This window comes from Streptomyces mayteni, from assembly GCF_054783955.1.
The window spans coordinates 180,834-207,662 of record NZ_BAAGPR010000001.1 but is presented as its reverse complement, the minus strand read 5'-3'; the positions used below and the strand labels follow the sequence as shown (position 1 = coordinate 207,662).

At 75.0% G+C, this 26,829-nt stretch carries 21 protein-coding genes; 10 read left to right on the top strand and 11 right to left on the bottom strand.

Annotation, left to right across the window (positions count from 1 at the left end; genetic code table 11):
* The first annotated feature begins 13 nt into the window (after positions 1–13).
* The 4 genes from allB (at position 14) to ACYVPE_RS00960 (ending at position 4,397) form a co-directional block, all read left to right on the top strand.
* Entirely contained in the window at positions 14–1,360 is a 1,347-nt protein-coding gene (allB, locus tag ACYVPE_RS00975; RefSeq protein WP_461031377.1) for an allantoinase AllB, read from the top strand.
* The gene (alc, locus tag ACYVPE_RS00970; protein WP_461031376.1) at positions 1,357–2,475 is read left to right on the top strand and encodes an allantoicase; all 1,119 of its coding nucleotides are present in this window, start codon (positions 1,357–1,359) and stop codon (positions 2,473–2,475) included. The genes allB and alc overlap by 4 nt, the downstream gene beginning before the upstream one ends.
* A gap of 137 nt (positions 2,476–2,612) precedes the next feature.
* Positions 2,613–3,041 (top strand): ribonuclease domain-containing protein, encoded by a 429-nt coding sequence (locus ACYVPE_RS00965; RefSeq protein WP_461031397.1) that lies wholly within the window; start codon positions 2,613–2,615, stop codon positions 3,039–3,041.
* A gap of 171 nt (positions 3,042–3,212) precedes the next feature.
* Positions 3,213–4,397, top strand: a complete 1,185-nt coding sequence (locus ACYVPE_RS00960) for a cytochrome P450 family protein (RefSeq protein ID WP_461031375.1) — start codon at positions 3,213–3,215, stop codon at positions 4,395–4,397.
* Here ACYVPE_RS00960 and ACYVPE_RS00955 read toward each other — a convergent pair.
* The 5 genes from ACYVPE_RS00955 to ACYVPE_RS00935 form a co-directional block, all read right to left on the bottom strand.
* Positions 4,360–5,529: a serine hydrolase domain-containing protein gene (locus tag ACYVPE_RS00955; protein WP_461031374.1), complete on the bottom strand. Its 1,170-nt coding sequence runs from the start codon at positions 5,527–5,529 to the stop codon at positions 4,360–4,362. The two genes, ACYVPE_RS00960 and ACYVPE_RS00955, sit on opposite strands and share 38 nt — an antisense overlap.
* Before the next feature lie 87 nt (positions 5,530–5,616).
* A complete protein-coding gene (locus tag ACYVPE_RS00950) occupies positions 5,617–6,732 on the bottom strand; it encodes a methyltransferase domain-containing protein (RefSeq protein WP_461031373.1) in 1,116 nt (371 codons plus the stop codon).
* Complete coding sequence (locus ACYVPE_RS00945; protein WP_461031372.1) at positions 6,733–6,885, bottom strand: hypothetical protein; 153 nt, start codon at positions 6,883–6,885, stop codon at positions 6,733–6,735.
* 81 nt (positions 6,886–6,966) lie between these two features.
* The gene (locus ACYVPE_RS00940) at positions 6,967–8,142 is read right to left on the bottom strand and encodes an amidase (RefSeq protein ID WP_461031371.1); all 1,176 of its coding nucleotides are present in this window, start codon (positions 8,140–8,142) and stop codon (positions 6,967–6,969) included.
* Positions 8,143–8,171: 29 nt separating this feature from the next.
* Positions 8,172–9,212, bottom strand: a complete 1,041-nt coding sequence (locus ACYVPE_RS00935; RefSeq protein WP_461031370.1) for a LacI family DNA-binding transcriptional regulator — start codon at positions 9,210–9,212, stop codon at positions 8,172–8,174.
* Between the two features lie 299 nt (positions 9,213–9,511).
* Here ACYVPE_RS00935 and ACYVPE_RS00930 point away from each other — a divergent pair, with 299 nt between their 5' ends.
* The 6 genes from ACYVPE_RS00930 to ACYVPE_RS00905 all read left to right on the top strand — a co-directional run bounded on the left by ACYVPE_RS00930 (position 9,512) and on the right by ACYVPE_RS00905 (position 18,900).
* Complete coding sequence (locus tag ACYVPE_RS00930; protein ID WP_461031369.1) at positions 9,512–10,441, top strand: ABC transporter ATP-binding protein; 930 nt, start codon at positions 9,512–9,514, stop codon at positions 10,439–10,441.
* Positions 10,442–10,456: 15 nt separating this feature from the next.
* Positions 10,457–11,614, top strand: a complete 1,158-nt coding sequence (locus tag ACYVPE_RS00925) for an ROK family glucokinase (RefSeq protein ID WP_461031368.1) — start codon at positions 10,457–10,459, stop codon at positions 11,612–11,614.
* Positions 11,611–12,240: a hypothetical protein gene (locus ACYVPE_RS00920; protein ID WP_461031367.1), complete on the top strand. Its 630-nt coding sequence runs from the start codon at positions 11,611–11,613 to the stop codon at positions 12,238–12,240. The genes ACYVPE_RS00925 and ACYVPE_RS00920 overlap by 4 nt, the downstream gene beginning before the upstream one ends.
* Positions 12,241–12,685: 445 nt before the next feature.
* On the top strand, positions 12,686–17,230 hold the full coding sequence (locus tag ACYVPE_RS00915) for a putative adhesin (protein ID WP_461031366.1): 4,545 nt from the start codon (positions 12,686–12,688) through the stop codon (positions 17,228–17,230).
* Between the two features lie 21 nt (positions 17,231–17,251).
* Complete coding sequence (locus ACYVPE_RS00910) at positions 17,252–17,671, top strand: DUF7919 family protein (RefSeq protein ID WP_461031365.1); 420 nt, start codon at positions 17,252–17,254, stop codon at positions 17,669–17,671.
* 44 nt (positions 17,672–17,715) lie between these two features.
* Positions 17,716–18,900, top strand: a complete 1,185-nt coding sequence (locus ACYVPE_RS00905; protein ID WP_461031364.1) for a MalY/PatB family protein — start codon at positions 17,716–17,718, stop codon at positions 18,898–18,900.
* A gap of 125 nt (positions 18,901–19,025) precedes the next feature.
* Here ACYVPE_RS00905 and ACYVPE_RS00900 read toward each other — a convergent pair whose 3' ends face one another.
* From ACYVPE_RS00900 to ACYVPE_RS00875, 6 genes are all read right to left on the bottom strand, one after another.
* Positions 19,026–20,180 (bottom strand): glycerate kinase, encoded by a 1,155-nt coding sequence (locus ACYVPE_RS00900; RefSeq protein ID WP_461031363.1) that lies wholly within the window; start codon positions 20,178–20,180, stop codon positions 19,026–19,028.
* A 153-nt stretch (positions 20,181–20,333) separates the two neighbouring features.
* Positions 20,334–21,752, bottom strand: a complete 1,419-nt coding sequence (locus tag ACYVPE_RS00895; RefSeq protein WP_461031396.1) for a phytoene desaturase family protein — start codon at positions 21,750–21,752, stop codon at positions 20,334–20,336.
* A gap of 174 nt (positions 21,753–21,926) precedes the next feature.
* Positions 21,927–22,490 carry a GNAT family N-acetyltransferase gene (locus tag ACYVPE_RS00890; RefSeq protein WP_461031362.1) on the bottom strand — a complete coding sequence of 188 codons (564 nt, stop codon included), beginning with the start codon at positions 22,488–22,490 and terminating at the stop codon, positions 21,927–21,929.
* An 89-nt stretch (positions 22,491–22,579) separates the two neighbouring features.
* Entirely contained in the window at positions 22,580–23,413 is an 834-nt protein-coding gene (locus tag ACYVPE_RS00885; RefSeq protein WP_461031361.1) for an inositol monophosphatase family protein, read from the bottom strand.
* A gap of 76 nt (positions 23,414–23,489) precedes the next feature.
* The gene (locus tag ACYVPE_RS00880) at positions 23,490–24,869 is read right to left on the bottom strand and encodes a hypothetical protein (RefSeq protein ID WP_461031360.1); all 1,380 of its coding nucleotides are present in this window, start codon (positions 24,867–24,869) and stop codon (positions 23,490–23,492) included.
* A 142-nt stretch (positions 24,870–25,011) separates the two neighbouring features.
* A complete protein-coding gene (locus ACYVPE_RS00875) occupies positions 25,012–26,811 on the bottom strand; it encodes a gamma-glutamyltransferase family protein (RefSeq protein ID WP_461031359.1) in 1,800 nt (599 codons plus the stop codon).
* Positions 26,812–26,829 lie beyond the last annotated feature (18 nt).

The window sequence follows — 26,829 nt, the reverse complement described above, 5'->3', positions numbered from 1 at the left end:
GAGGGGGCGCCCGTTGTCCGGCACCGAGCTGTTGTTGCGTTCCACCCGGGTGGTCACTCCGGAGGGCGAGCGCCCCGCCGCGGTCGCCGTCGCGGCCGGCCGGATCGCCGCCGTCCTCCCGCACGACGCGGCGCCGCCGGCCGGCGCCCGTCTGGTGGAGCTCGGCACCGACGCCCTGCTCCCCGGGCTCGTCGACACCCACGTCCACATCAACGACCCGGGCCGCGCCGAGTGGGAGGGCTTCGCCACCGCCACCCGGGCCGCCGCGGCCGGCGGCGTCACCACCCTGCTCGACATGCCGCTCAACAGCGTGCCGCCCACCACCACCCCGGAACACCTCGCCGTCAAGCGCGCCGCCGCCCGCGCCGCGAGCCACGTCGACCTCGGCTTCTGGGGCGGCGCCGTGCCCGACAACACCGCCGAGCTGCGCCCGCTCCACGAGGCCGGGGTCTTCGGCTTCAAGTGCTTCCTCTCGCCCTCCGGGGTCGACGAGTTCCCCGAACTCGACCCCGACCGGCTGGCCGCCGCCATGGCCGAGATCGCCGCCTTCGACGGGCTGCTGATCGTGCACGCCGAGGACCCGGCGCGGCTCGCCGAGGCGCCCGCGCCCGACGGCAGCCGCGCCTACGCCGACTTCCTGGCCTCCAGGCCGCCGGCCGCCGAACACGACGCCGTCCGCCGGCTGATCGCGCTGGCCGGGCGGCTCGGGGCGCGCGTCCACGTGCTGCACCTCTCCGCCGCCACCGCGCTGCCGCTGATCGCCGAGGCCAGGGCCGCCGGCGTCCGGATCAGCGCCGAGACCTGCCCGCACTTCCTCACCCTGACCGCCGAGGAAGTCCCGGACGGGGCCACCGAGTTCAAGTGCTGCCCGCCGATCAGGGAGGCCGCCAACCAGGACGCGCTCTGGGCCGGGCTCGCCGCCGGCACCCTCGACTGCGTCGTCTCCGACCACTCGCCCTGCACCGCCGACCTCAAGGTCCCCGACTTCGGCGCCGCCTGGGGCGGCATCTCCTCGCTCCAACTCGGGCTGCCCGCCGTCTGGACGGCCGCCCGCGCCCGCGGCCACCGGCTCGCCGACGTCGCCCGCTGGATGGCCACCGGGCCCGCCGCGCTCGCCGGCCTCGACCGCAAGGGCGCGATCGAGCCCGGCCGGGACGCCGACCTCGTCGTCCTCGACCCGGAGGCCGCGTTCACCGTCGACCCGGCCGCCCTCCACCACCGCAACCCCGTCACGGCCTACGCCGGCCGCACCCTGCACGGCGTGGTGCGCGCCACCTGGCTGCGCGGCCGGCCAGTCGCCGAGGACGGCCGGGTCGCCGAGCCCACCGGCCGGCTGCTCACGAGAGGACGCACGACATGAGCTTCGCCACCTCGTTCGCCGGCCCCGCCCGCCCCTACGCCGGCGGCGACCCCTACGCCGACTACCGCGCCCCCGAGGCGGGCGAGCCGTCCTTCGCCCAGCTCCCCGACCTCGCCGACCGGCGCCTCGGCGGCTCGGTCACCGCCGCCAGCGACGCGTTCTTCGCCGAGCGCGAGAACCTGGTCAGGCCGGAGCGCGCCCACTTCGACCCCGCCGCGTACGGCCACAAGGGCAAGGTCATGGACGGCTGGGAGACCCGCAGGCGGCGCGGCCCGGGGCCCGAGGCCGCGCTCCCGGCCGCCGACGACCACGACTGGGCCGTCGTCCGGCTCGGCGTCCCCGGCGTGGTGCGCGGACTGGTGGTGGACACCGCCCACTTCCGCGGCAACCACCCGGCGGCGGTCCGCGTCGAGGCCACCGCGGCCGAGAACGCGGAGGGGGCAGGCGCGACCGGCTGGGTCGAGCTGCTGCCGCGCACCCAGGTCGGCGGCCACGCCGCCAACTGCTTCGCCGTCGACGGCGTCGAACGGCGCGTCACTCACCTGCGGCTCAGCCAGTATCCGGACGGCGGGGTGGCCAGGCTGCGGGCGCACGGCGAGCCGGTGGCCGACCCGGCCTGGCTGGCCGCGCTCGGCACCTTCGACCTGGCCGCCCTGGAGCACGGCGGCCTCGCCGAGGACGCCTCCGACCGCTTCTACTCGCCGCCCGCACATGTCATCCACCCGGGCCGCTCCCGGGAGATGCACGAGGGCTGGGAGACCCGAAGGCGCCGCGACCCGGGGCACGACTGGCTGCGGCTGCGCCTCGCCGGCCAGGGCGTGATCCGCGCCGTGGAGATCGACACCGGCAACTACAAGGGCAACGCGCCGGGTTGGGCGTCCCTCTGGCTGCTGGACGCCGAGACGCCGGGCGCCGAGTGGCGCCCGGCGCTGACCCACACCCCGCTCCGACCCGACGCCGTGCACCGGCTGTTGCTCCCCGACGCCGGTCCTGCCACCCACGCCAGGCTCGACGTCCACCCCGACGGCGGGATCGCCAGGCTCCGGCTGCACGGCTCGCTGACCGAGGCCGGGTTCCGCCGGCTCGCCGCCCGTCACCGGGAACTGGGGGGTTGAACTCCGCCTGCGGGGATGCTGACGCCTGCCTGCGGGGAAGGCGTGAAGCGTGGTCCGGCCATGTGAACTCCTGGGAAATATCGGTGAGGCGTGGTTGACGGTCGGATCGCTACGCGCGTCACACTGTTGGCATGGGCATGAACCTTGGTGCCGGGCTCCGCGCCCGGTCCGTCCGCGCCGGCGCCTTCGGCGCCCTGCTGCTGACCGTCCTCGTCGGCGCCCCGGCCACTGCCAGCACCCCCACCACCGCCACCCCCACCTCCTCCGTCGTCGCGCTCGCCTACGGCGACATCTGCTACAGCGACCTGCCGTCCCAGGCCCACGACACCCTCGACCTCATCGAGCGGGGCGGCCCCTTCCCGTACCCGCAGGACGGCGGCACCTTCTACAACCGCGAGGGCCTGCTGCCGTCCAGGGCCACCGGCTACTACCACGAGTACACGGTCGAGACCCCGGGCAGCCCCACCCGCGGCGCCCGCCGCATCGTCACCGGTGACTCCTTCCAGGAGGACTACTACACCGCCGACCACTACGCCTCGTTCGACCTGGTCGACCACGGCTGCTAGCCACCCCCACGGACCTTCTGTCCGCGTCCCCCCACCGGCGGCGCCGGGCCCGTACCCCACGCGGTCCCGGCGCCGCCGTCTGGCCGAAACCGGTGTTGACCGGCCGCCGACCGCGCGGCCAAGATCAACGGGGGGACAGCACGCCGACACGACCAGTGGACGAGGTGGGGCATGGACGTGGTGGATCTGGCGGCCGCCGGCGAGGACTTCGCGCACGACCCCTACCGGTACTTCGCCGAGCTGCGCCAGCGCGGGCCCGTGCACCGCGCCCACCTGCCTGGCGACTACGAGGCCTGGCTGGTCGTCGGCTACGCCGAGGCGCGCGCCGCGCTCGGCGACCCCCGGCTGGTCAAGGCGTTCCCGACCGATCCGGGCGAGGAGGAACCCGACCGGTTCGCGCCCGGGCCGCACCTGCTGATCACCGACCCGCCCGACCACACCCGGCTCCGCCGGCTGGTGTCCCGCGAGTTCACCCCCGGCCGGATCGAGGCACTCGCCCCCCGCGTCCAGCAGATCACCGACACGCTGCTCGACGAGCTGCTCGCCGCCCCCGAGCGGCACGGCGACCTGGTCTCGGCCTTCTCCTTCCCACTCCCGATCACCGTGATCTGCGAACTCCTCGGCGTGCCCTACCTGGACCGCGACCGGTTCCGCGCATGGTCCCAGGTGGTCACCGGCGCCCCGGACGCCGACACCGCGACCGCCACCCTGGTCGCGATGACGGAGTACCTCACCGGGCTGCTCGCCGCCAAGCGGGAGCGTCCTGGCGACGACCTGCTGAGCGCCCTGCTGCACACCGCGGACACCGCGGGCGACCGGCTCTCCCAGGACGAACTCCTCGCCATGTGCTGGCTGTTGCTGATCGCCGGCCACGAGACCACCGTCGGCCTGATCAGCAACGGGGTGCTCGCCCTGCTGCGCCACCCCGAGCAGCTGGCGGCGCTGCGCGCCGACTGGTCGCTGCTCGACAACGCCGTCGAGGAGATCCTGCGCTACGACGGCCCGGTGCCGGCGCCCACCGTCCGCTTCGCCGCCGAGCCCGTCGAGATCGGCGGCACCGTCATCCCGCGCCGGGACATGGTGCTGCCCGTGCTCGGCGACGCCGACCGCGACCCGGCCCGCTTCCCCGAGCCCACCCGCTTCGACATCCGCCGCGAGACCCGCGGCCACCTCGCGTTCGGCCACGGCATCCACTACTGCCTCGGCGCCCCGCTGGCCCGCCTCGAAGGCCGCGTCGCGCTGCGCGCCCTGCTGGAACGCGCCCCCGAACTGGCCCTCGACGCCCACCCGGCCGCCCTCTCGTGGCACCCAGGGGTGCTCATTCGCGGCCCGCTGCACCTCCCGATCCGCTGGTGACGCCGGCCGCGTACCGCCAGAACTCCCGCATCGGCTCGGGCGGCGTCGGCCCCGTCATCGCCACCTGGGTGAGCAGGACCGCCACCGCGCCGGTGGCCGGCACCAGATGCGCCGCCGTGCCGCTGCCGCCGACCCAGCCGTAACGCCCCGGCACGTTCCACGGGTCGACGGCCGCCACGTCCACCGAGCCGCCGTAGCCCCAGCCCTGCCCTTCGAGGAACAGCCGCCCGGCCTCGCGCTGCGCCGGGGTCAGCTGGTCCGTCGTCATCCGCCGCACCGACTCGGCCGACAGCAGGTCGCCGCCGTCGGCCAGCAGCATCCTGGCGAACGCCAGCAGGTCGTCCACGGTCGACACCAACCCGCCGGCCCCTGAAGGGAACGCCGGCGGCCGGCTCCACTGCCCGGCCGGCTCGTCGAGCAGTTCGAGCCCGCCCGCCGCGGTCGGCCGGTACAGGCTGGTGAACCGCCCGAGACCGGCGGCCGGCACCGCGAAGCCGGTGTCCGCCATCCCCAGCGGCTCGAAGATCCGCTCGGCCAGGAACTCGGGCAGCGGACGGCCGGTGACCCGCGAGACCAGCACGCCCTGGACGTCCGAGCTGGTGTTGTACAGCCAGCGCTCGCCGGGCTGGTGCAGCAGCGGGACGCGGGCCAGCGCCGCCAGCCACTCGTCGGGCGCGGCGCGCGGCTGCGGTTCCAGCGGATGGCTCTGCACCGTCTCGAACAGCGGCCGGACCGCGGGCAGCGAGAAGTCGTCGGGGAAGCCGTGGCCCGCCCGCGAGCTGAGCAGATCCGCCACGGTGATGGGCCGTTCGGCCGGCACCACGTCCTCGGCCGGCCCGGCCGGATCCCGCACCACCACCGGCTCCGCCAGCTCGGGCAGCCACCGCCCGACCGGCTCGTCGAGGCCGATCCGCCCCTCGTCCAGCAGCAGCGAGACGGCCGCCGCGGTGACGGGCTTGGTGAGCGAGGCGATCCGGAAGATCGTGCCCCGGTCCATCGGCGCCGACCCCGCCACGTCCACCGAGCCCACCGCGGCGACCTCGATCCGGCCCCCGGCGGCCACCAGCCCCACCGCCCCCGGCACCGACCCGTCCGCCACCCGCCGTGCCAGCACCTCCCGCAGACTCGCCATCGCGCGCCTCCACCCTTCCTCGCCCTACCGGTCGGGAGCAGAGACCGGGGCGGCCCCCCGAACTCATCGGTCGGGGCGGAGGTGCCGTCAGCCGGCGCCGGATTCGGGTGGGGCTCCCGCGAGCCAGGTGTGCGCGGTGCCGTCGGGGGCGACCGTGAGGCCGAAGTGGTCGATGGGGGGTTCGCCGAGCTCGGTCCACCAGGCGTGGGCCGCCGCCAGCTCGTCCCACAGGCGGCGCGGGCCGGCCTGCCTGACCAGGGTGCGGGGGCCGGCGGCGGCGCGGCGCACGGCGGCCGTCCAGCTGTCGTCGCGCAGGCTGTAGAGCCACTGGGTGTGGCCGTCCCGGTGGGGCTGGACGGCGTGGGCGGCCCCGCCGATCCGCAGGCCGGCGAGGAACGGGAAGGGGTGCCAGGGGGCGTGCGGCGGCCAGGCGTCCGTGGTGCTGTCGGCGTGGCCGAGGCCGCCGGGATAGGACGGTATGGCCCGCCGCTGGGCGCGGAGCTTCATGAAGGCGACCAGCTCCAGGAACGGGCCCGACGCCGTGCCGTCCGACCGGACCGTCAGCCTGGCCAGCGCGTCGCGGGTGCTGAAGTCCGTGCCCCAGGGGGCGAGGATCACCCCGCCGGGGCGCACCTGCGCCAGCCAGGCCGGCGGGATCCGCCGCAGCCCGCAGGTGGCGATGATCCGGTCGAACGGCGCGCCGTCCGGCACGCCGAGGGCGCCGTCGCCCGTGACCACGCGCGGCGACCTGCCGGCCCGCGCCAGGGCCCGCTCGGCGGCCGCGGCGACGGCCGGATCGACCTCGACCGTCGTCACGTTCTCGTCGCCCAGCCGGTGGGCGAGCAGCGCCGCGTTCCACCCGGTGCCGGTGCCGATCTCCAGCACCCGCATGCCGGGCTCGGCGCCGAGCGAGCCCAGCATGGACGCCACGAGCGCCGGCCTGGACACCGAACTCGTCGCGTCGAGACCGGGCTCCGGCCCGGTGTGCCGGCCGTCGTCCCACTGGGTGACGATCGGCGTGTCGGCGGCGGCCGCCCGCTGCCAGGCGGCCGGATCGGCGGCCCGGTCGACGACCGAGAAGGTGTCGGCGGCCAGATCGTGCGGCCACGCCAGATCCGGGAGGAAGCCGGCGCGTGGCAGCGCGGCGAAGGCCGCCCGCCACTCCGCCGGCACCGCGACGCCGGCCGGGTCGCCGCCCGACATCTACTTCCCGTCCTCGTCCTCGTCGTCCCGGTGCTGACCGCCCCCGGACGGCGCGCTGCTGTCCGTGGTCGGCTCGCTGGTCGGGCTCCACGGCTGCCCCGGCAGGTGGTCGTCGCCGATGCCGCCCTTGCCGTCGTCGTGCTTGCCTCGCATATCTCCCTCCCCGGTCGTGCGTGCCCCGCGTCGTGCGTGCCCCGCGCGAACACGCGTAGAACGACGACAACGTAACGACTGTCAGGGGGCGCGCGGCAGGGCGTGTGGAGGCGGAACGGGGCGGGTTCCGGCCGCTCGTGCCACCGCGAGCAGCAGGGACTCCTCGCCGTGCCTCGCGACCAGTTGGAGGCCCACCGGCGCACCATCCGGCGTGTGGCCGGCGGGCAGGGTGAGGGCCGGGTGGCCGCTGAGGTTGAAGGCCCAGGTGAGCGCGGCCGAGACGGTCTCGCCTGGACCCGCGTGGCCGTGCGGCGGGTTCGGGGTGGTGGGGGTGGCCAACAGGTCCGTGGTGGCGAACAGTTCGGCGAGCGCCGGGTCGTTGACGGTCCGCGGTGGGCCCGGCGGGCGGGCCCCGGTGGCGGGGGAGCGGAGGGCGGTCCAGGCGGGGGCCGGGTCCCGGAGCCGCACCGGCTGGTCGACCGGCGCCAGCCCGAGACGCTCCGCGACGGCCCGCGCCGCCGCCTTGGCGACGGCGGCCACCGCGGGTTCTGGCGTGGCGAAGCCGAGCGTCGCCGACCAGGTGATCCGCGTCCCCGGCGGGGCCGTCTCCGGCCCGGGCGGTCCTGCGACGGCGGCCAGCCAGGCGGCCGCGTCGGCGGCGTGCCGCACCAGCGGCCCGCCGACGTTGAGCCCCGCGCGGTCCCTGGCCGGCAGCCGGCCGTTGGTCGGCTTGAGCCCGATGACGCCGCACCAGGCGGCCGGGATCCGCACCGAGCCGGCGCCGTCGTTGCCGGTGGCCAGCGGGACCATGCCGGTGGCCACCGCCACGGCCGAGCCGGCCGACGAGCCGCCGGGTGCCCGGTCCGGCAGCCACGGGTTGCGGGTCGGGCCGCGGTCGGTCAGCCCCCAGGTGCGCCAGGGCGTGCCGGGGCCGGGCGTCGCGGTGGCGCCCACCGGCACACAGCCGGCGGCCAACAGTCGCCGGCTCTGCTCGGAAGACCTGCCCTCCGTCGCCTTCACCCCGATCGGCACCCCGGCCAGCGGCGGCCGTTCGCCGCGCCGGACCGCGGCGTCGACCCGCCGCGCCTCCGCCTGCGCGGCGTCCCGCCAGACCTCGGCGAACGCCCGCACCTCGTCGTCGAGTTCGTCGATCCGCCGCAGCGCGGCGGCCGTCACCTCGGTCGCCGAGAGCTGGCCGGCCAGCACCGCGGCCGCGATGTCGACCGCGCCGAGCCGGAGAAAGTCGAGGTCGTCCACGGGGTCTCCCACCCTGGGTCTAAACCGGTTTACCGGAATGTCCGCCCGCCGGCGCCGGGCGCCGGCCCGGTCGAGCCGCGCAGCGTAAGCGAGTAGGGGGGGTCCTCCAGGTCGGACACCGCCGCCCCGCCGGCCGCCTCCCGCAGCCGGCGCGCCGCCCGGGCGCCGTAGCCGCAGATGTCCCGGCTCAACGCCGTGATCGAAGGGGCGACCAGCTCGCAGAGCGCCGAGTCGTCCCAGGCCACGATCGACAGGTCGGCCGGCACCGCGAGCCCCAGACCCCGGGCCGCGGTGAGCCCGGAGAGCGCCATCACGTCGTTGTCGTAGAGGATCGCGGTGGGGCGGTCGGCCGGTTCCACCGACAGCAGCTCGACGGTGGCCGCCGCGCCGCGCTCGCCGCTGTAGTCGGCCTCCAGGGTGCGGCCGGCGAGCCCGCGGCCGCCGGTGATCCGCTCGAACGCCGTGCCGCGGATCAGGCTGTGCCGCAGATGTCCCGGGCCGGCCACCCGGGCGATCCGGCGGTGGCCGAGGTCGACCAGATGGCGCACCACGGTGGCGACGGCCGCCGCGTCGTCGCTCCAGACCGCGGGCAGCGAGCCGGTGCCGAGCGGGGCGCCGAGCACCACGGCCGGCATGCCGAGGTCCTCGAGCACCGGCACCCTGGCGTCCGTCACCTGGAGGTCCACGACGAAGACACCGTCCACCAGGCGCCGCGCCCACCAGCCACGGTAGAGCGCCGTCTCGGCCGCCTGGTCCTCGGCCATGGCGAGCAGCAACGGCGTGGTGTCGCGGGCGAGTTCGGCCTGTATGCCGGAGACCAGCTGCATGAAGAACGGTTCGAGCCCGAGCGTGCGCGCCGGCCGGTCGATCACCAGGCCGAAGCTGCCGGCCCGGCCGTCGGACAGCGCCCGGGCGGCGCTGCTCGGCTGCCAGCCGAGCTCGTCGGCGATGGCCAGGATCCGCCGCCTGGTCGGCTCCGACACGCCGGGTCTCCCGTTGAGCGCGAAGGACACGGCGGCCTTGGTGACGCCGGCCCGCCGCGCGATGTCCTGCATCGTGGGACGTTTCACGATCTCGAACCCCTACCCCTGGCTAATCCGGTTCAGCATCGGGCGGGGACAACCCCGCGAGGGCGACGACGCGGCATTGACACCCGATAATTCACGGCCCTAATTTTCCTGCGACAACGCCTCGACAGGAGTGGACCGTTCCGGGTGATCGCCGCGCCGTCAACAGATCCGGTCAACAGATCCCGTCAGCTGATCGGTCGTCAGATCCGGTGCCATCACACCAGATCCACCGCTCCCCCGATCCACCGGGCGGGGAACCACGGGGCCGGCCGTACGAACCGCAGTGAGGAGCGTGCCCGATGAGCCAGCCGACCGCGCCCCGCCCCGAAACCCGCCGCGACGTGGTGCTGCGCGCCGAGCACCTCGACGTCGTCTACGAGGGGCGGCGCCCGCGGCACGCCGTCCGCGACGTCAGCCTCGAACTGCGGCGCGGCGAGGTCCTCGGTATCGCCGGCGCGTCGGGCTGCGGCAAGTCCACCCTCGCCCACGCCCTCGGCCAGCGGCTGCGCCCGCCGGCCAGGCTCACCGGGGGCCGGGTCACCTTCCTCGGCCGGGACGACGCCGCCGAGACCGACCTCACCGCCCCGGCCGGCGACGAGCCGCGCGCCTTCCACCGGAGCCGGCTCTCCACGGTCTTCCAGAGCGCCATGAACGCCCTCAACCCGGTCACCACCGTGGGCCGCCAGTTCGACGACGTCTTCCGCGCCCACCGCCCCCGGCTGGGCGCCGCCGAACGCCGCGACCGCACCCGGGAGTTGCTGAGCGGCGTCGGCGTCGCGCCCGACCTGGCCCGCGCCCACCCGCACGATCTCTCCGGCGGCGTGCGGCAGCGCGTCGTCATCGCCATGGCCCTCGCCCCCGACCCCGAGGTCCTCATCGTGGACGAGCCGACCTCCGCCCTCGACGTCGTCGCGCGGCGCGAGATCCTGGACGAGGTCGTCCGACTCCGCGACCGGTTCGACCTCAGCCTCGTCCTCGTCACCCACGACCTTCCGCCGCTGCTCAGGCTCTGCGACCGGCTCGCCGTGCTGGAGGCGGGCCGCGTCGTCGAACGGGCCCCGGCCGCCCCCGTCGCCGGCAGTGCCGCCCACCCCGGTACGAGGGGGCTGCCACGCTCCCTTCCCGACCCGCGCGGCGGCCCCGACCAGCCGCCGCGGACCCCCGCGGGCGCCCCTGACCTGGCCCGGACCCCGTCACCGGCGCCGGAGGGCGGCCCGACCTCGGCGTGAGGCACAATCGAGCCGATGAGTACCTACCGTGAGCGAGTGAACCGCCGGACGGCGCGGACGACCGTGCAGCGCGCCATCGCCACGCGTGAGCGCCGCTCGCCCCAGTCGGCCCCCCGGGTGCCGACCGTCGGCATCGACATCGGCGGCACCAAGGTGATGGCGGGGGTGGTGGACGCCGAGGGCACGGTGCTCGAACGGCTGCGCACCGAGACCCCGGACAAGTCCAAGAGCCCCAAGGTGGTGGAGGACACCATCGCCGAGCTGGTGCTCGACCTCTCCGACCGGCACGACGTGCACGCCGTCGGGATCGGGGCCGCCGGCTGGGTGGACGCGGACCGCTCCCGGGTGCTCTTCGCCCCGCACCTCGCCTGGCGCAACGAGCCGCTGCGCGACGCGCTGGCGGCCCGGCTCGCGGTGCCGATCCTGGTGGACAACGACGCCAACGCCGCCGCCTGGGGCGAGTGGCGCTTCGGCGCCGGCCGGGGCGCCGACCACCTGGTCATGATCACCCTGGGTACCGGGATCGGCGGCGCGATACTGGAGGGCGGCCGGGTCAAGCGCGGCGCGTACGGGGTGGCCGGCGAGTTCGGCCACATGCAGGTGGTGCCCGGCGGCCACCGCTGCCCGTGCGGCAACCGCGGCTGCTGGGAGCAGTACAGCTCGGGCAACGCGCTGGTGCGCGAGGCCCGCGAGCTGGCCGCGGCCGACTCGCCGGTCGCCCAGCGCACCCTGGAGCGGGTCTCCGGCGAGATCGGCGACATCACCGGGCCGCTGATCAGCGATCTCGCCCGCGAGGGCGACGCGATGTGCGTCGAGTTGCTGGAGGACGTCGGCCGCTGGCTCGGCATCGGCATCGCCAACCTGGCCGCCGCCCTCGACCCGGCCTGCTTCGTGATCGGCGGCGGCGTGAGCGACGCCGACGACCTGCTGATCCGCCCGGCGCGCGAGGCGTTCAGGCGCCAGCTGACCGGCCGCGGCTACCGCCCGGAGGCCACCATCGTCCGGGCCGAGCTGGGCGCCGAGGCCGGCATGGTCGGCGCCGCCGACCTGGCGCGCCTGGTGGCCCGCCGCTTCCGGCGCGCCAACCGCCGTCGCGCGGCGCGCGCGGAGCGGGTGCAGCACCGCACGGCCTTCGACCTGCTCGCCCCGAGGGGACGGACCGCCAGGCCATGACCTCCACCTCACCCCCACCCTCGTCCTCTTCCACCGCCTCTTCTTCCTCTTCCTCCTCGGGAGCCGCGGCCAAGCCCGAGACGCCAGGGACCGCCGCCCCCCAGCGGCCCCCGCACCGGCCTCGGCACCGTTGGCTGGCGTTCGTCACCGTCTTCCTGCTGATCGCCATCCCGGCCGGCTATCTGGGGCTCTCCGCCTACCAGAGCCGGGACAGCGGCGAGGACAAGGCGCGGTTGGCCTCGGCCAGGGCACTGATCTACGAGTGGCCGAGCAAGGTGCAGCGCCGCATCTACGACATCCCGATCCCGGACGGCGCGGCCTATGTGGGCTACTACGAGACCAACTCCTGGGACCGGAGCACCATGTATGTGGAGTTCCGCTGCTCGCCCCGACAACTGAGCGGCTTCCTCGAGGAGTTGGGTGCCGAGTACGGCGACCTCGAACCGGGCACCACCATCGACCGGGCGAACGCCGACACGGTGGGCTGGAACTTCGACGACCCGTCCCGCGAGTACGCCGGCACCGTCGTCCGCCAGTCGCGCGCCGAGCCGGAGGTCTCCGTCACCGTCGACCTCACCCGCGAGGAACGCCCGCGGCTCTTCGTGGTCTCGACGACGGAGCCGTAGACACGGCATACGGCCGGGAGGCGGTTCGCCTCCCGGCCGCATGCCGGTGAGTGACGCGCTACGGCGTCACCGGTTGGTCGTGTGGCGTCCCCGTGGTCCTTCCAGGTGCCGTCAGGCAGCAGCTTGCAGACCCGGAGTCTGACCTCTTCGCCCCACGCGGGGCGGAAGCATGAGGCCGATGACGACGGCGATCATCGCCGCCACCTTGGTCAGTCGGGCGGTAACTCGCTTCACGTGCACACTCCTTACAGATTCCTGAACGAACGTGCGTGATCTTCTCCGGAACCGTAGATGTGCGTGTGACGTGGGTGCAATGTTTGAGCATGCTAACGGGAGTTGTGTATCAGGCGCCCAGCAGGTGAACACGTCGGGCCGGTGAGGTTGTTGTTTATACTGCGAGCCGCCAAGTGGTCATGTGTTCGTATGTGCAAAGTGGGTAACCCGGATGGATCGGCCTGCCGACTGGAGTCCTGTCAGCCTGGACTCGGATCCGACTCCGGGGGAACCGGACGAAGTCCGGTCGCTGGCAGACGAGTTGCAGACCTTCGCGGACGATGTCGGCGAGGCGTTGGGCCGGGTGGGGGGGATGTCCGAGGACCGGGCGGTGATGGACTGGGCAGGGCTATCCGCCGAGGCGTTCCGTGGCGAGTTCGACGGTGTGCCGGGCAACCTGGAGAAGCTCCAGACCTCGTACGACCTGGCGGCACGCGCGCTGGCGGCCTACTGGCCGAAGCTGGAGACCGCGCAGGGTATGGCTGATCGGGCGTTGGACCGGGCGATCGCGGCGCAGGCCGATCTGTCCACCGCCCAGGCGGCGTTGGGCGACGCCCAGGACTGGGTCTCCCGGGCGGGTCGCGAAGCGGAACGCTTGGAGGATTCGAACGAACGCGAGAACATAGCACCCCCCTCCGAGGCCGAGGTCCGCGCCGCGACGCGCGACCGTAACGCCGCCGACCAGGCCGCGAGTTCGGCCCAGGGCCGGGTCGACGCCGCCCAGGATGCGCTGTCCGCCGCTCAGGAACTGGCGAGACAGGCGAAGGAGATGCGGGAAGACGCGGCCCGCGTCTGTGCGGACGACCTCGACGAGGCGTCCGACGCCGGCATCCGGAACCGCCGTTGGTGGGAGGACGCGGTCCACTGGGTGTCCGAGAACTGGGACACCGTTGTCGCCGTCTGCAAGGTCGTCGTCGCCGTCCTTGGTATCGTCGTTATGATCACCGGTGGGCCGCTGGCCTGGGTCGTCCTCGCCGCCGCCCTCATGGTGTTGGCCGACACCCTGGCCGAATACGCCAACGGCCGGGCGTCGTTGTGGGACGTCGGGTTCGCGGCCCTTGACTGCGTCCCCGGCATGAAGGGCCTCACCACCCTCGGCGGCCTTGCCCACGGCATACGGTCGCTCGGATCGACAGGGCTGCGCGGCATGGCCCTCGGCGCGCGGGGGCTCGGGCAGGGCGTGCGCAGCGGCGGCCGCTCCCTCCACGGTCTCTTCACCCGCGCCGACCCGATCGACATGGCCACAGGCGAGGTCGTCATGTCGGCGACCGACGTGGACCTGCCGGGGGTGCTTCCACTCGTGCTGCAACGCCACCACCGCTCATCGGTGCGGTCCGGCACCTGGTTCGGCCCGTCCTGGTCCTCGACGCTCGATCAGCGACTCGTCCTCGATCCCGACGGCGTCCGGCTCTGCGCCGAGGACGGGATGCTCCTCCACTACCCCAGGCCGCTCATGGACGCGCCCGTGCTGCCCGTCGAGGGCCCCCGTTGGGCCCTGGCCTGGGAGGCCGAACCCGGCGGCACGCTCACCGTCCACCAGCGGGAGACCGGCCGCACCCTGGCGTTCCGGCACGTTCCCGGCCGGCGCGGCGGCGAGTTGCCCCTGGTCGCGATAGCGGACCGCAACGGGAACCGGATCCGCGTCGAGTACGACGCGAGCGGTGCCCCGACCGACGTCCTGCACGAAGGCGGCTACCACGTCGGCGTCACCACCCACGAGGGCCGCGTCACCGAGCTGAGACTGCTCAACGACCCCGACCGGCCCGTGTTGCGTCGGTTCGGCTACGACGGCGGCAACCTCACCGAGATCTACAACTCATCCGGGCTGCCCCAGCGGTTCGACTACGACGACCGGCGCCACGTCACCGGCTGGACCGACCGCAACGGCACCTGGTACCGCTACGCCTACGACGACCTCGGCCGCTGCGTCGGCACCGAGGGCACCGCCGGACTGCTCGCCAGCACCATCGGCTACGACACCGGAACTCGCCGCACCCTCTTCACCGACTCGCTCGGCCACACCACCGTCTACGAGTTCAACGACGCCTTCCAGCCCGTCACCGAGACCGACCCGCTCGGCCATCTCATCCACCGCACCTTCGACCGCTACGACCGTCCGCTCACCGTCACCGACCCCCTCGGCCACACCACCACCTTCGGGTACGACGAACACGGCGACCTGACGCTCGTCGTCAGGCCCGACGGGCGGGAGATCCGGGTCACCCACAACGAGTTCGGCCAGCAGACCGAGGTCGTGGAGGCAGACGGCTCGCGGTGGCGGCAGGAGTTCGACGAGCGCGGGAACCTGACACGTGTCATGGATCCGTCGGGCGCGGCCACCTGCTACACGTACGACGCGCGCGGACGGCTGCGCTCGGAGACCGACCCGCTTGGCGCCACCACCCGGTTCGAGCCCGACGCGGCCGGGTTGCCCGTCACGGAGATCGACCCGCTCGGCGGGTCCCTCACCTACCGGCGCGACGCCTTCGGCCGGCCGGTCGAGGTCACCGATCCCACCGGCGCCACCCACCGGATGGCCTGGACGATCGAGGGCTCGCCGCTCCGTTCGTCCGACCCCCTGGGCGGCACCCGCCACTGGACCTGGGACGCAGAGGGGAACTGCCTCACCCGCACCGACGAGAACGGGCACACCACCAGCTACACCTACGGCGCGTTCGACCTTCCCGCCACCGAGGTCGGCCCCACAGGCGCCTGTTACACGTTCACCCACGACACCGAGCTCCGTGTCGTCCGGGTCACCGATCCCGACGGGCTGACGTGGGACTACACGCACGACCCGGTGGGACGACCGACAGCGGAGACCGACTTCGACGGCCGCACCACCCGCTACGCCCACGACGCGGCCGGACGGCTGGTGTCCCGCACCAACGCCGCCGGCCAGGTCGTGACCTTCGGCTACGACGCGAGCGGGCTGCTGGCGGAGAAGAGCGTCGACGGTGAGCGCACCACCTTCACCTTCGACCCGCTCGGGCGGGTGACCGGCGCCGTGGGACCTGACGTCGAGGTCGGCTACCGGCGCGACGCCCTCGGCCGGGTGCTCAGCGAGACCGTCAACGGCGCCACCGTCCACCACGCCCACGACTCGCTCGGCCGGCCCACCGGCCGCGTCATGCCCTCGGGCCACCGCACCCGCTACACCTACGACGCGGCAGGCGGCCTCAGCGAGGTGGACGCCGCGGGGTCGACCATCCACTTCCGACGGGACGCGGTCGGCCGGGAGATCCACCACGAACTCGGCCCCGAGATCACCCTCAGCAAGGAGTGGAACACCGCAGGACTGCCGAACCGTCAGGCCATCGCCTCCGGCACCGGCCCCGAGCGGCGCCGCTCGCACCGTTTCCACCCCAACCGCCTGCCGCACGGCGTCAGCGACTCGCGGGACGGGGACACCACCTTCACCCTCGACGCCGAGGGACGCGTCACCGCCGTCGACGCGCCACACGGGCCCGAGACCTACCGCTACGACGCGGCCGGCAACCAGATCGAGGCCAGGTGGCCGGCGGCCGTTCACGACGACTCGGCGGCCGGCGACCGCCAGTACACCGGGACCCGGCTCACCCGCGCCGGCCGCATGCGCTATGCCTACGACGCCGCGGGCCGGGTCGTGTCGCGCAGCCTCGGGCTCCGCGACGGCCGGACCGACACCTGGCACTACGTCTGGGACGCGGAAGACCGCCTGACCGGCGTCGTCACCCCGGACGGCACCCCATGGCGATACCGTCACGACCCCTTCGGCCGACGCGTCTCGAAGGAACGCCTCGACGGCGAAGGCACGGTCGTCGAGCGCACGGACTACGCCTGGTCCGGCTCGCTGGTCGCCGAGGAGACCACCACGGAACGCGGTAACCCCCGGCGCAGGACCCGCACCTGGGACTACCACCCCGACCTGCGCCCGTTGGCGCAGACCGAGCGTGTCACCGCCCCCCAGGGCGAGATCGACGCCCGGTTCCACGCCATCGTCACCGGCCTGGGCGGGGCGCCAGCGGAACTCGTCGACGAGACCGGGGCCACCGTGTGGCGCGCCAGAGCGACCCTCTGGGGCGCCCACGGCGCCGACCCCGAAGCGACGACGGACACGCCGCTGCGCTTTCCCGGCCAGTACGCGGACCAGGAGACCGGCTGGCACTACAACCTCCACCGCCACTACGACCCGGCCACCGCCCGCTACACCTCGCCCGACCCGCTCGGCCTGACGCCAGCCCGCAACCCCGTGGCGTACGTGCCCAACCCGCTGACCATGAGCGACCCCACGGGTCTCGCGCCGTACAACGTCACGCCCTACCGCCCCCGCCTGCCCACGGGGCGTCCGGACGGGCAGCTGGTGTTCAGCGGCCACGGCGGCTTCCAGATCCTCACCCTCTTCCGGCGCCGCGTCGTGGTGCCCGAGGGCACCAGCATCGCCTTCTACAGCCCGCACGGCCGGCCGCTCACGAACGCCAGGGCCTTCTCGGTCGAGCGCGGCCGACCGATAGAGCTCCGGGACCCAGCGGGTAACGTCGTCGGGGTGGAGAACGCCGCCCCGGTCGAGGTGTTCGGCCCAGGAGACCGGATTCCGAACTACACGCTCTACCCACCCGAGGAGCTCAGAGTCAGGGGCGACCCCCATACCGTCTCCTCGCCGACGCGGCTCGGGGACCTGCTCCAGCCCAACCTCGGGCAGGTCCACTGGGCGGCGTGCCGCAACCGGATCATCTGATCGCGACCGACGGAGCGGCGCATGACCTACTACCGGGACCTCTCGCCCTACGCCTACCTGCCGGAGACCGTGCCACCCGGCGTGCGGGCACGCGCCGTCGGTTGGCTCTCCGGCCTGCGCCGCCATCCCAGAGGGGAGGCGCCGGCCGGGTTCGCCGAGGCGCTGGCGGAGCTCTGCCGGAACCGGACCAGCGCCGGCACGCGCGGCACGCACGCCTGCGGCCTGCCGCACCGCCCGGGGGAACCCCGCAGGCCCGTCCGGATCGAGGTCGGCGGCCGGCAGGTGCTGCTGGGCACGGCGGAGGTGCGGGTGGTCGCCGCGACCGGCGATTGGCTGATCGCGCCGACCCTGGTACACCACTACGTCACCCGGCACCGCTATCTGCCACCCCCGGAGTTCGTCGAGGCCGTGCTGGCGGGACGGGCAGCCGGCGAGGTGTGAGGCAATCGCTCGAAGGTTCGGATGGCTGTGCCTATGCTGCCCGCATGAACGGCTCCCAGGACGGCATAGGCAGACCAACGCACCCCGACCCGCTCCGCCAGCTCACCCTCGACCAGCTACGGCGTCGTACGAGCATCAAGTGGCGTCAGTACCCGGAGGACGTGTTGCCGCTGTGGGTGGCGGAGATGGACGTGCCGCTCGCGGAGCCCGTCGTCCGGGCGCTCACGGACGCGCTGGCGCTGGGCGACACCGGCTATCCGTTCGGCACCGGATACGCCGAGGCGCTGGCCGGATTCGCGCACCGGCGCTGGGGCTGGGACGGTCTCGCCGTGGCGCGTACCAAGGTCGTGCCCGACGTGATGACCGGCGTCGTGGAGTCGGTGCGGCTGCTCACCGAGCCGGGAGAGGCGGTGGTGGTCAACTCCCCGGTGTATCCGCCGTTCCACCAGTTCGTCCGCGGCGTCGGCCGCCGGGTGGTTGAGGCCCCGCTCGGCCCCGAGGGGCGGCTCGACCTCCACGCGACAGAGGACGCGTTCCGGCGGGAGACGGCGGGCGGGCGGCGGGCCGTGCTGCTGCTCTGCAACCCGCAGAACCCGACCGGCACCGTGCACACGGCGGATGAGCTGGCGGCCGTGGCCGCGCTGGCCGACCGCTACGGGGTGCGGGTGGTGGCTGACGAGATCCACGCCCCGCTCGTAGCGCCGGACGCGACGTTCGTGCCGTACCTGAGCGTGCCGGGCGGCGAGAACGGCTTCTCGCTGATGTCCGCCTCCAAGGGCTGGAACCTCGCCGGCCTCAGAGCCGCGCTCGTCATCGCGGGCCCGGCGGCCGCCGCCGACCTGGCCCGGCTGCCGGGGGAGGTCGTGGACGGCCCGAGCCACCTGTGCGTGATCGCCCACACCACCGCCCTGCGGGAGGGCGTCGACTGGCTCGACGCGCTGCTCGCCGGGCTCGACGAGAACCGCCGGCTGCTCGCCAGGCTGCTGGCCGACCGGCTGCCGGCGGTTCGCTACCGGCCGTCGCGGGCCACCTACCTGGCCTGGCTCGACTGCCGGGCCCTCGGCCTCGGCGACGACCCGGCCGCCGCCTTCCTGGCCCGCGGCCGGGTGGCCCTCACCCCCGGCCTCCCCTTCGGCACCGTCGGCACGGGCCACGCCCGCCTCAACCTGGCCACCTCCCCCGAGATCCTCACCGAGGCCGTGGACCGCATGGCCAAGGCCGTGGAGTAGGCCCCGGCGCCGGCAGCCGCCCGCACCGCTCACACCCGCGCGCGGCGCGGGAAGGGCCGGGGCCCTCGGCGGGGGCACTGTCCCGGTGGCGGCTTCGCCGCAGAACGCGCCGCGCATCGCACCGGCTACGCCGCTGGGCCGAGCCGTTCCTCCGCGAGGCGCCGCGCGACCCGCTCCAGGAGCGGCCCGGCCTCCGCCATGCAGCGGTACGGGTCGGGCTCCAGGTCGGTCAGGGGGTAGGCGGCGTCGATGCCGGCGGCGCGCAGCGACGCCTCGTCGATGGCCAGTCGGCCGCAGACCGCCACCACCCGCCGGCCGGCGGCCCTGGCGGCCGCCGCGACGCCGGCCGGCGCCTTGCCGCGCAGCGTCTGCTCGTCGAGCGAGCCCTCGCCGGTGATCACCAACTCGGCCTGCGCCAGCGCCTTCTCGAAGCCCAGCTCGTCGAGCAGCACCTCGATGCCGGGCCGGAACGCGGCGCCGAGGCCGATCAGCGCGCCGCCGCCGACGCCACCCGCCGCGCCGGCGCCGGGCGCGGCCGCGCACTCGGCGGCCCGCGCGCCCTCCGTCTCGCCGAGCACCCGCACGAAGTGGCCGAGCGCCGCGTCCAGCGCCTCCACGTCCATCGGGTCGGCGCCCTTCTGCGGGCCGTAGACCGCGGCGGCGCCCTGCGGGCCGGTCAGCGGGTTGTCGACGTCGCTGGCCAGCACGAACTCCGTGTCCTTGAGCCGCGGGTCGAGCCGGGTCAGATCGGCGGAGGTCAGCTCCCGCAGCGGCCCGCCGCCGCCCGGCAGCGGGTCGCCGTCGACGTCGAGCAGCCGGGCGCCGAGCGCGGCCAGCATGCCTGAGCCGCCGTCGGTGGTCGCCGAGCCGCCCACGCCGAGCACGATGGTGCGGGCGCCCGCGTCGAGCGCGGCGGCGATCAGCTCGCCGGTGCCGTACGTGGTGGCGGTGAGCGGTGCGAAGGTGAACGGCGGCAACAGCCGCAGCCCGGACGCCTGCGCCATCTCGATGACGGCGGTGCCGTCCCGCAGCGCGAACGACGCGGTGACCGGCAGCCCGAGCGGCCCCGTCACCGTCACCTCGTGTGGCGTGAAACCGCCGGCCACCGCCGCGTCGACCGTGCCGTCGCCGCCGTCGGCCACCGGCAGCGCCTCGACCACCACCCCCGGCCGCGCCTCGCGGATACCCGCCGCCACGTGCTCGGCCACCTCGGCCGCCGTCAGCGACCCCTTGAACTTGTCAGCGGCGATCAGCACGCGCCCGGTCCCCGTGTCCGTCATCTCCGGCCCCTGTGGTCGTTGCGATTGCGTTGCGAAGGAACAGCCCAAGTGGGGCCGACCCTATCCGGCCACGCCGCCCTGATCCATGGTCATCGGGTGCGAGGAACGCCACCCTGCCTCCGCATATGCCACGCTCAACGCGCTCTTTCCGCCTCAGACCGGGGTGTTCATGCCGAGGTGACGCCACACCGCCCTGGCCGCGTTGTGGCCCGACATGCCGTGCACGCCGGGGCCCGGCCAGGTGGCCTGGGAGCAGAGGAAGACCGCCGGGTGCGGGGTGGTGTAGGGGGACCAGGCCGGGCGGGGCCTGAACATCGTCTGGAGGCCGCGGAACGCGCCGCAGTTGATGTCGCCGCCGACGTAGTTGGCGTTCCGCCGCGCCAACTCCCTCGGCCCGGCCACCGCCCGGGCCAGTACCAGATCGCGGAACCCCGGCGCGAACCGGTCGAGTTGCCGCTCGATCGCCTCGGTCAGGTCGCCGTCCCAGCCGGCCGGCACGTGGCCGTAGGCCCACAGCACGTGCTTGCCCTCCGGCGCCCGGCTCGGATCGATCAGCGTCGGCTGCGAGGTGATCAGGAACGGTCGATCCGGTGCCTGGTCGCGTACCGAGGCCGACCGCAGCGCGGTGGCGATCTCGCGGCTCGACGGGCCGATGTGCACCGTGCCGGCCCGCCACGCCTCGGACGCCGTCCACGGCATGGGGCCGTCGAGCGCGTAGTCGATCTTGAACGCGGCCGCGCCGTACCTGAAGCCCTGGAACGCCCGCCCCAGGCCGGCGATCCTGGCCAGCGCCGAGGGCGAGGTGTCGAACACGTAGGCACGGGCCGGCGGCAGCTCGTCGAGCCGCCGCACCTCCACGTCGGTGTGGATCTCGCCGCCGAGGTCGCGCAGGTAGGCGGCGAGCGCGTCCGAGATGGACTGCGAGCCGCCCTTGGCCACCGGCCAGCCGCGCTCGTGCGCCGCCAGCGCGAAGACCAGCGCGATGGCCGCGGTGGCCGGGGTGGTGGTCGGGGAGATCACGTGCGCGGCCAGGCCGGTGAGCAGCGCCCGCGCCCGGTCGTCCCTGAACCGCTTGGTCACCCAGGAGATCGGCTGGAGCCCGGTGAGGCCGAACCGCCCCAGCGTCAGCGGATCGCGCGGCAGCCCGTCCCACGGCACCTTGAGGAAGTCGCCGACCAGCGAGTCCCAGCGGCCGAGGTAGGGCGCGATCAGGCGCCGGTAGGTTCCCGCGTCCCGCTCCCCGAACGAGGCCGCGGTCTCGCCGACGGATCGTGCCAGCACCGCTGCCGTGCCGTCGGGGAACGGGTGGGCGAGCGCCAGCTCCGCGTGCAGCCATTCGAGGCCGTACCTGGCGAGCGGCATGGCCGAGAACGCCGGCGAGCCGACGCCCATCGGGTGTGCGGCGGAGCACGGGTCGTGCCGGAAACCGGGAAGGGTCAACTCCTCGGTGCGCGCCCCGCCGCCCACCGTCCCCTTCGCCTCGAAGACCGCGACCGACATGCCACGACGGGCCAACTCCACCGCCGCGGTCAACCCGTTGGGCCCGGCCCCCACCACGACCACGTCACGCAACGACGCCACTACGGCTCCCCTCACCGTTGAGCCTGCACACTTGCCCGATGGGCCGGCCGCCTGGCCGGGCCGGCGTCCGGGGGACCGAGGATACGCGGCCGGTCACGCCGCGCCTTCGCCGGCCATCGAGTTCGGCGCGGCGGCGCGGCGGTGCGGTGGCGCGGCGGCGCGGCCTCAGCGCCCGGCCGGGGCGTCGGCCGGACCGGTCGGCAGCCGTTTGGCCAGCACGACGCTGTCGTAGTTGGTGACCGTCCACCGCCAGCTGCCGGCCGGCGCGTAGTCGCGCCTTCGGTACCAGGCCACCAACTCCTCGGCCTCGACCGAGGTGTCGATCACCACCCGCGCGAGGCCGAGGGCGGCGATCCTGGTCTCCGCCAGCGTCAGCAGCCGCCGGCCGAGCCCGGCGCCCCGCCACGCCGGATCCACCGCCAACTGCCAGAACGAGCCCGCCGCCCCGGCGAGCGGATAGCCGTCGGGCGCGGCGAAGGGCGCGGCGACGGTGACCGTCCCGACCAGTCGGTCGTCCGCGTCCCGCGCCACCCAGCACTCGCCCTTGCCCAGCCGGTGGCGGGTGTCGTCGGGGGACTGGTAGGAGGCGAAGAAGACCCGGCCGGCCGCGGCGTGGTCCGCGTACGCCCGGTGCAGCAGGCGCGTCAACTCCTCGACGGAGTCGCCCTCCTGGAACCGCCGGAGGTGCGTCGTCCCGGGTGCCGGCGTGCCGGTGTCCTCGATGGTCACGGACCGATTCAACAGGCCCGGGGGCGCCCGGTGCGAACCCGTTCCTCGGGCCGGGCGCCGGGCGCTGGGGGCTGGGGGCCGGGCGCGCCTCAGGCCGCCGTGTTCGACTCCTGCCCGGTGAGCAGCGCGAGGACCCGGCGGGCCGTGGCCTCGTCGCGGGCGGCGGTGAAGGGCAGCGCGTTGCCGCCGGCGACGGCGAACGGCTCGCCGGCCAGCGTGCGATGGGTGCCGCCCGCCTCGGTGACCAGCAGCAGCCCGGCGGCGTGGTCCCAGGCGGCCTCCCAGGAGAAGGCCACCGCGTCCAGCAGGCCGCGGGCGATCGCCAGGTACTCCAGGCCAGCGGAGCCGCAGGCGCGCGGCGCCACCCCGTCGGACCAGAGTCCCGACAGGGCGCGCTTCTGGTCGTCCGTGGTGTAGTCCGGGTGCGAGGCCGCCACCTCGAGGACCTTGCCGGGGGCGGGCGCCCCGGAGCGCAGCCGCTGACCGTTGAGCGTGGCGCCGGCGCCCCGGCGGGCGTGCGCCAGCTGCTCGCGCGCCGGCGCGTAGGTCCAGGAGGCCACCGGCTCGCCGCGGTGCATCAGGGCCACCAGCGTGCAGAAGCCGGGCTCGCCGCGCACGAACTGCCGGGTGCCGTCGATCGGGTCGACGATCCAGACCGGGACGTCGCCGCGCAGCGCCGCGTAGATCGAGGGGTCCTCGTGCACCGCCTCCTCGCCCACCACCACGGAGCCGGGCAGCAGCCGGGCCAGCTCCTCGGTGAGGCGGCGCTCGGCGGCCCGGTCGGCGACGGTCACCAGGTCGTGCGGCCCGGTCTTCACCGACACCTCGTGCTCGGCGAGCCGCCGCCACCGCGGCATGACCTCGTCGTCGGCGGCCGCCCGAACGGCCTTCTCCACCCTCGCCACCAGCTGCTCGTCCATCATGTCCCCAGCTAAACACGCTGGCGGGAACGCCGGGCGGCCGGGCGCCGGCGCGCAGGCGACGCCCGCGCGCCGGGGGTCAGGCGACGCCCGCGCGGCGCAGCTCGCTGGTGACCGCGTAGTGGTGGCTGGGGGAGACCTGGCGGGCGGCGTCCAGCAGCAGCGGCGCCACCACGCGCGGGTCGTGGGTGGCCGCCCGCGCCGCCTCCTCCGCGGTCCTGGCCCGCACCAGCGCGGTCAGCAGCGTCACCGCCTCCGCGCCCCTGCCGGCCCGCCACAGCTCGGCCGCGATGCCGCCGGGCTCCGGCGCCGGTCGGGCCGCGCCCTGCCGCAACAGCTGGTCGCAGTCGCGCTGCCGGCCCGCGCCAGCCAGCGCGTCGGCCACGGCCGCGAGCGGCCCGGGCGGCAGCGAGGCCGCCTCCCACAGCAGCGTCGCCACGTCGGACGACATCCCGGTCCGCTCCAGCTCCGCCACCAGTAACGGCAGCCGGGTCGCCGGCCCGCCGGCCGCCTCGGAGAGCAGCACGTGCGCGGCGCCGCTCTGCCCGTCGGCCCGCAGCTTCCGCACCCGCTCGACGGCGTCGAGCGCGGCCCGGTGCTCCTCTGCGGTCATCCGCTCCCGGCGCTCCTGCTCGGTCTCCTGCCTGGCCTCCTGACGGGCCTCGCGCCTGCTCTCGCGCATGGCGCCGGCGAAGCGCGAGCCGCTGGGCAGCGGTGCGGCGGCCGGCGCGGGGCCAGGGGCGCCCCCCGGCTGGGCCGCCGGCCCGGCCGACGGCGGCGTCTGCGGCCGCGGGGGCGCCAGGGCCTGCTCCTCCACGCCGGCGAACCGCGCGCTCCGCGCCCTGCGCGCCGGCTTGCGATCCGCCCTGCGCTCCGCGTGCCGCGCCTGCCCATCCGAGACCGGCGAAGGGGCGGGGGCCGGCGGAGGGGCCGCGGCGGCCGCCCGGTCCATCAGCGCCGCGAGCCTGGCCCGCAGCTCGGACCGCCGCGCCACCACCCGTTCCTCGTCGTCCTGCGCCCACATCCGCAGTGCGCCGATCCGGTCCGCCTCCTGGACCTGCCCGGCCCGCCGGGCGTCGTCCTCCGAGACGACCAACTTCCGCTGGCTCGACCTGAGATGACGCTCCGACCGATCCAGCTCCGCCAGCCGCCCCGTCAACGACTCGCGGGCACCGGACAGCGAGTCCTGCGCGCGCGCCGCCGCCTCGTAGGAGCCGCGCAGCCGGCGGGCCGCGCTCTCCGCCGCCTCCGCGCCGTGGCGGGTGGCGAGATCCTGGAGCAGGTCCGCCACCGCGTCCCACGGCGGCAGCTCGCGCCCCGCCAACCACTCCGTCAACTCGGGCCCGCTGCGCCGCGCGAACGCGGCATACCAACCGGACTCCGGATCGAGAGCGTCCGTGACCGTCCGCAGTGCCGCCGTGAACTCGGCAAGCCGAGCGGTCAGTTCCCGCTGAGCCATGGGGACACCTGCCATGCCGGTAACTGAAGCCAAGCCATGTTACGACTTCTGTTTCCATACGGCTACGGGGAGTTTTCAACCTTCTCTTTTCGGCCTTTACCCGCCGTCGATTCGGCTTCGAACCAGCGGCAGACCTCCGGGATCACCGCCCGACGGCGTACCCCTGCATGCCCCTCGGGTTGGCCGCCGCCGCCAGCACCACGGTCTCCGGGTCCCTGGCCACCGCGCAGAGCCGCCCGACCGACCACGGCTCGGCCACCGTCACCCGGTGCCCGCGGCGGCGCAGTTCCTCGACGGTCGCCGCGTCGAACCCGGGCTCCACGGTCACGCTCCCCGGCTGGGTGCCGCGCGGGTAGAAGGAGCTGGGGAAGCTGTCCTGGTGCCAGCCGGGGGCGTCGATCGCGCCCTGCAGGTCGAGACCGCCGCGCACCCCGGGGCGCAGCGCGGCCGCCAGGAAGAAGTGCAGCTGCCACTGGTCCTGTTGGTCGCCGCCCGGGGTGCCGAAGGCCAGCACCGGCTCCCCGTCGCGCAGCGCCATCGAAGGGCTGAGCGTGGTGCGCGGCCGCCGCCCCGGGGTGAGCGAGGACGGCAGCCCCTCCTCCAGCCAGGTCATCTGCAGCCGGGTGCCGAGCGGGAAACCGAGCCCGGGGACCACCGGGCTCGACTGGAGCCAGCCGCCGCTCGGCGTCGCGCTGACCATGTTGCCCCAGCGGTCCACGACGTCCAGGTGGCAGGTGTCGCCCCTGGTCTCCCCGGTCCGCGCCACCGTCGGCTCGCCGATCCCGGAGACGAGGCCGGGCGCCGCCGGCCGCTCGCCCGCTTCCCGCCCGGCGCGGGCGCTGATCCGGGGCGCGCGTCCGCCAGGGCTGCCTGGCCGCAGCTCGTGGGAGGCGGTCGCGCCGATCAACGCCCGGCGCTCCGCGTTGTACTCGGGCGAAAGCAGCTCGGCCAGCGGCACCGGGGCGGCGTCGCCGTACCACGCCTCCCGGTCCGCCATGGCGAGCTTGCTGCCCTCGATCAGGGTGTGCAGATACTCGGGCGTCCCGTAGGAGTCGGCGTCGATCCCGTCGTCCAGCAGGGCGAGTTGCTGCGGCAGCACCGGTCCCTGGCTCCACGGCCCGGCCTTGCAGACCGTCCAGCCGCGCCACTCGTGGCGCACCGGCTCCTCGTAACCGGCCGACCAGCCCGCCAGGTCGTCGCCGGTGAGCACGCCGGCGTGCCGCTCGCCGGAGGAGTCCATGGCCGGGGTGGCCGCGTGCTCGGCGATCGCCTCGCCGATGAAGCCCTCGCGCCAGACCCGCCGGGCCGCGTCGATCCTGGCCTCCCGGTCGCCGGTCGCCGCGCCCGCCTCCTTCAACACCCGGCGCCAGGTGGCCGCGAGCGCCGGATTGCGCAACAGCGCGCCGGGGGCCGGCGAGCGCCCCCCGGGCAGATAGACCTCGGCCGAGGACGTCCACTCGGTCTCGAAGAGCTCCCGCACGCTCTCCACGGTGGCCCCGATCCGCTCCACCGCCGGGTGACCGCGCTCCGCGTAGCCGATGGCGTACGCCAGCACCTCGGAGAGCTCGAACGTGCCGTGGTCGCGCAGCAGCGTCAGCCAGGCGTCGAACGCGCCAGGCACCACGGCGGCCAACGGCCCCGTGCCCGGTACGAGTTCGAGGCCGAGCCCGGTGTAGTGGCCGATGGTCGCCCCGGCCGGCGCCGGGCCCTGCCCGCACAGCACCCGCACCTCGCCGCCGGCCGGCGCCAGGATGATCGGCACGTCCCCCGCCGGGCCGTTGAGGTGCGGCTCCACCACGTGCAGCACGAAGCCCGCCGTCACCGCCGCGTCGAAGGCGTTGCCGCCGTTCTCCAGCACCGCCATCGCCGACTGCGAGGCGAGCCAGTGGGTGCTGGAGACCATCCCGAAGGTGCCCTGCAACGTGGGGCGCGTGGTGAACATGCGGCGGAGCATACGCTT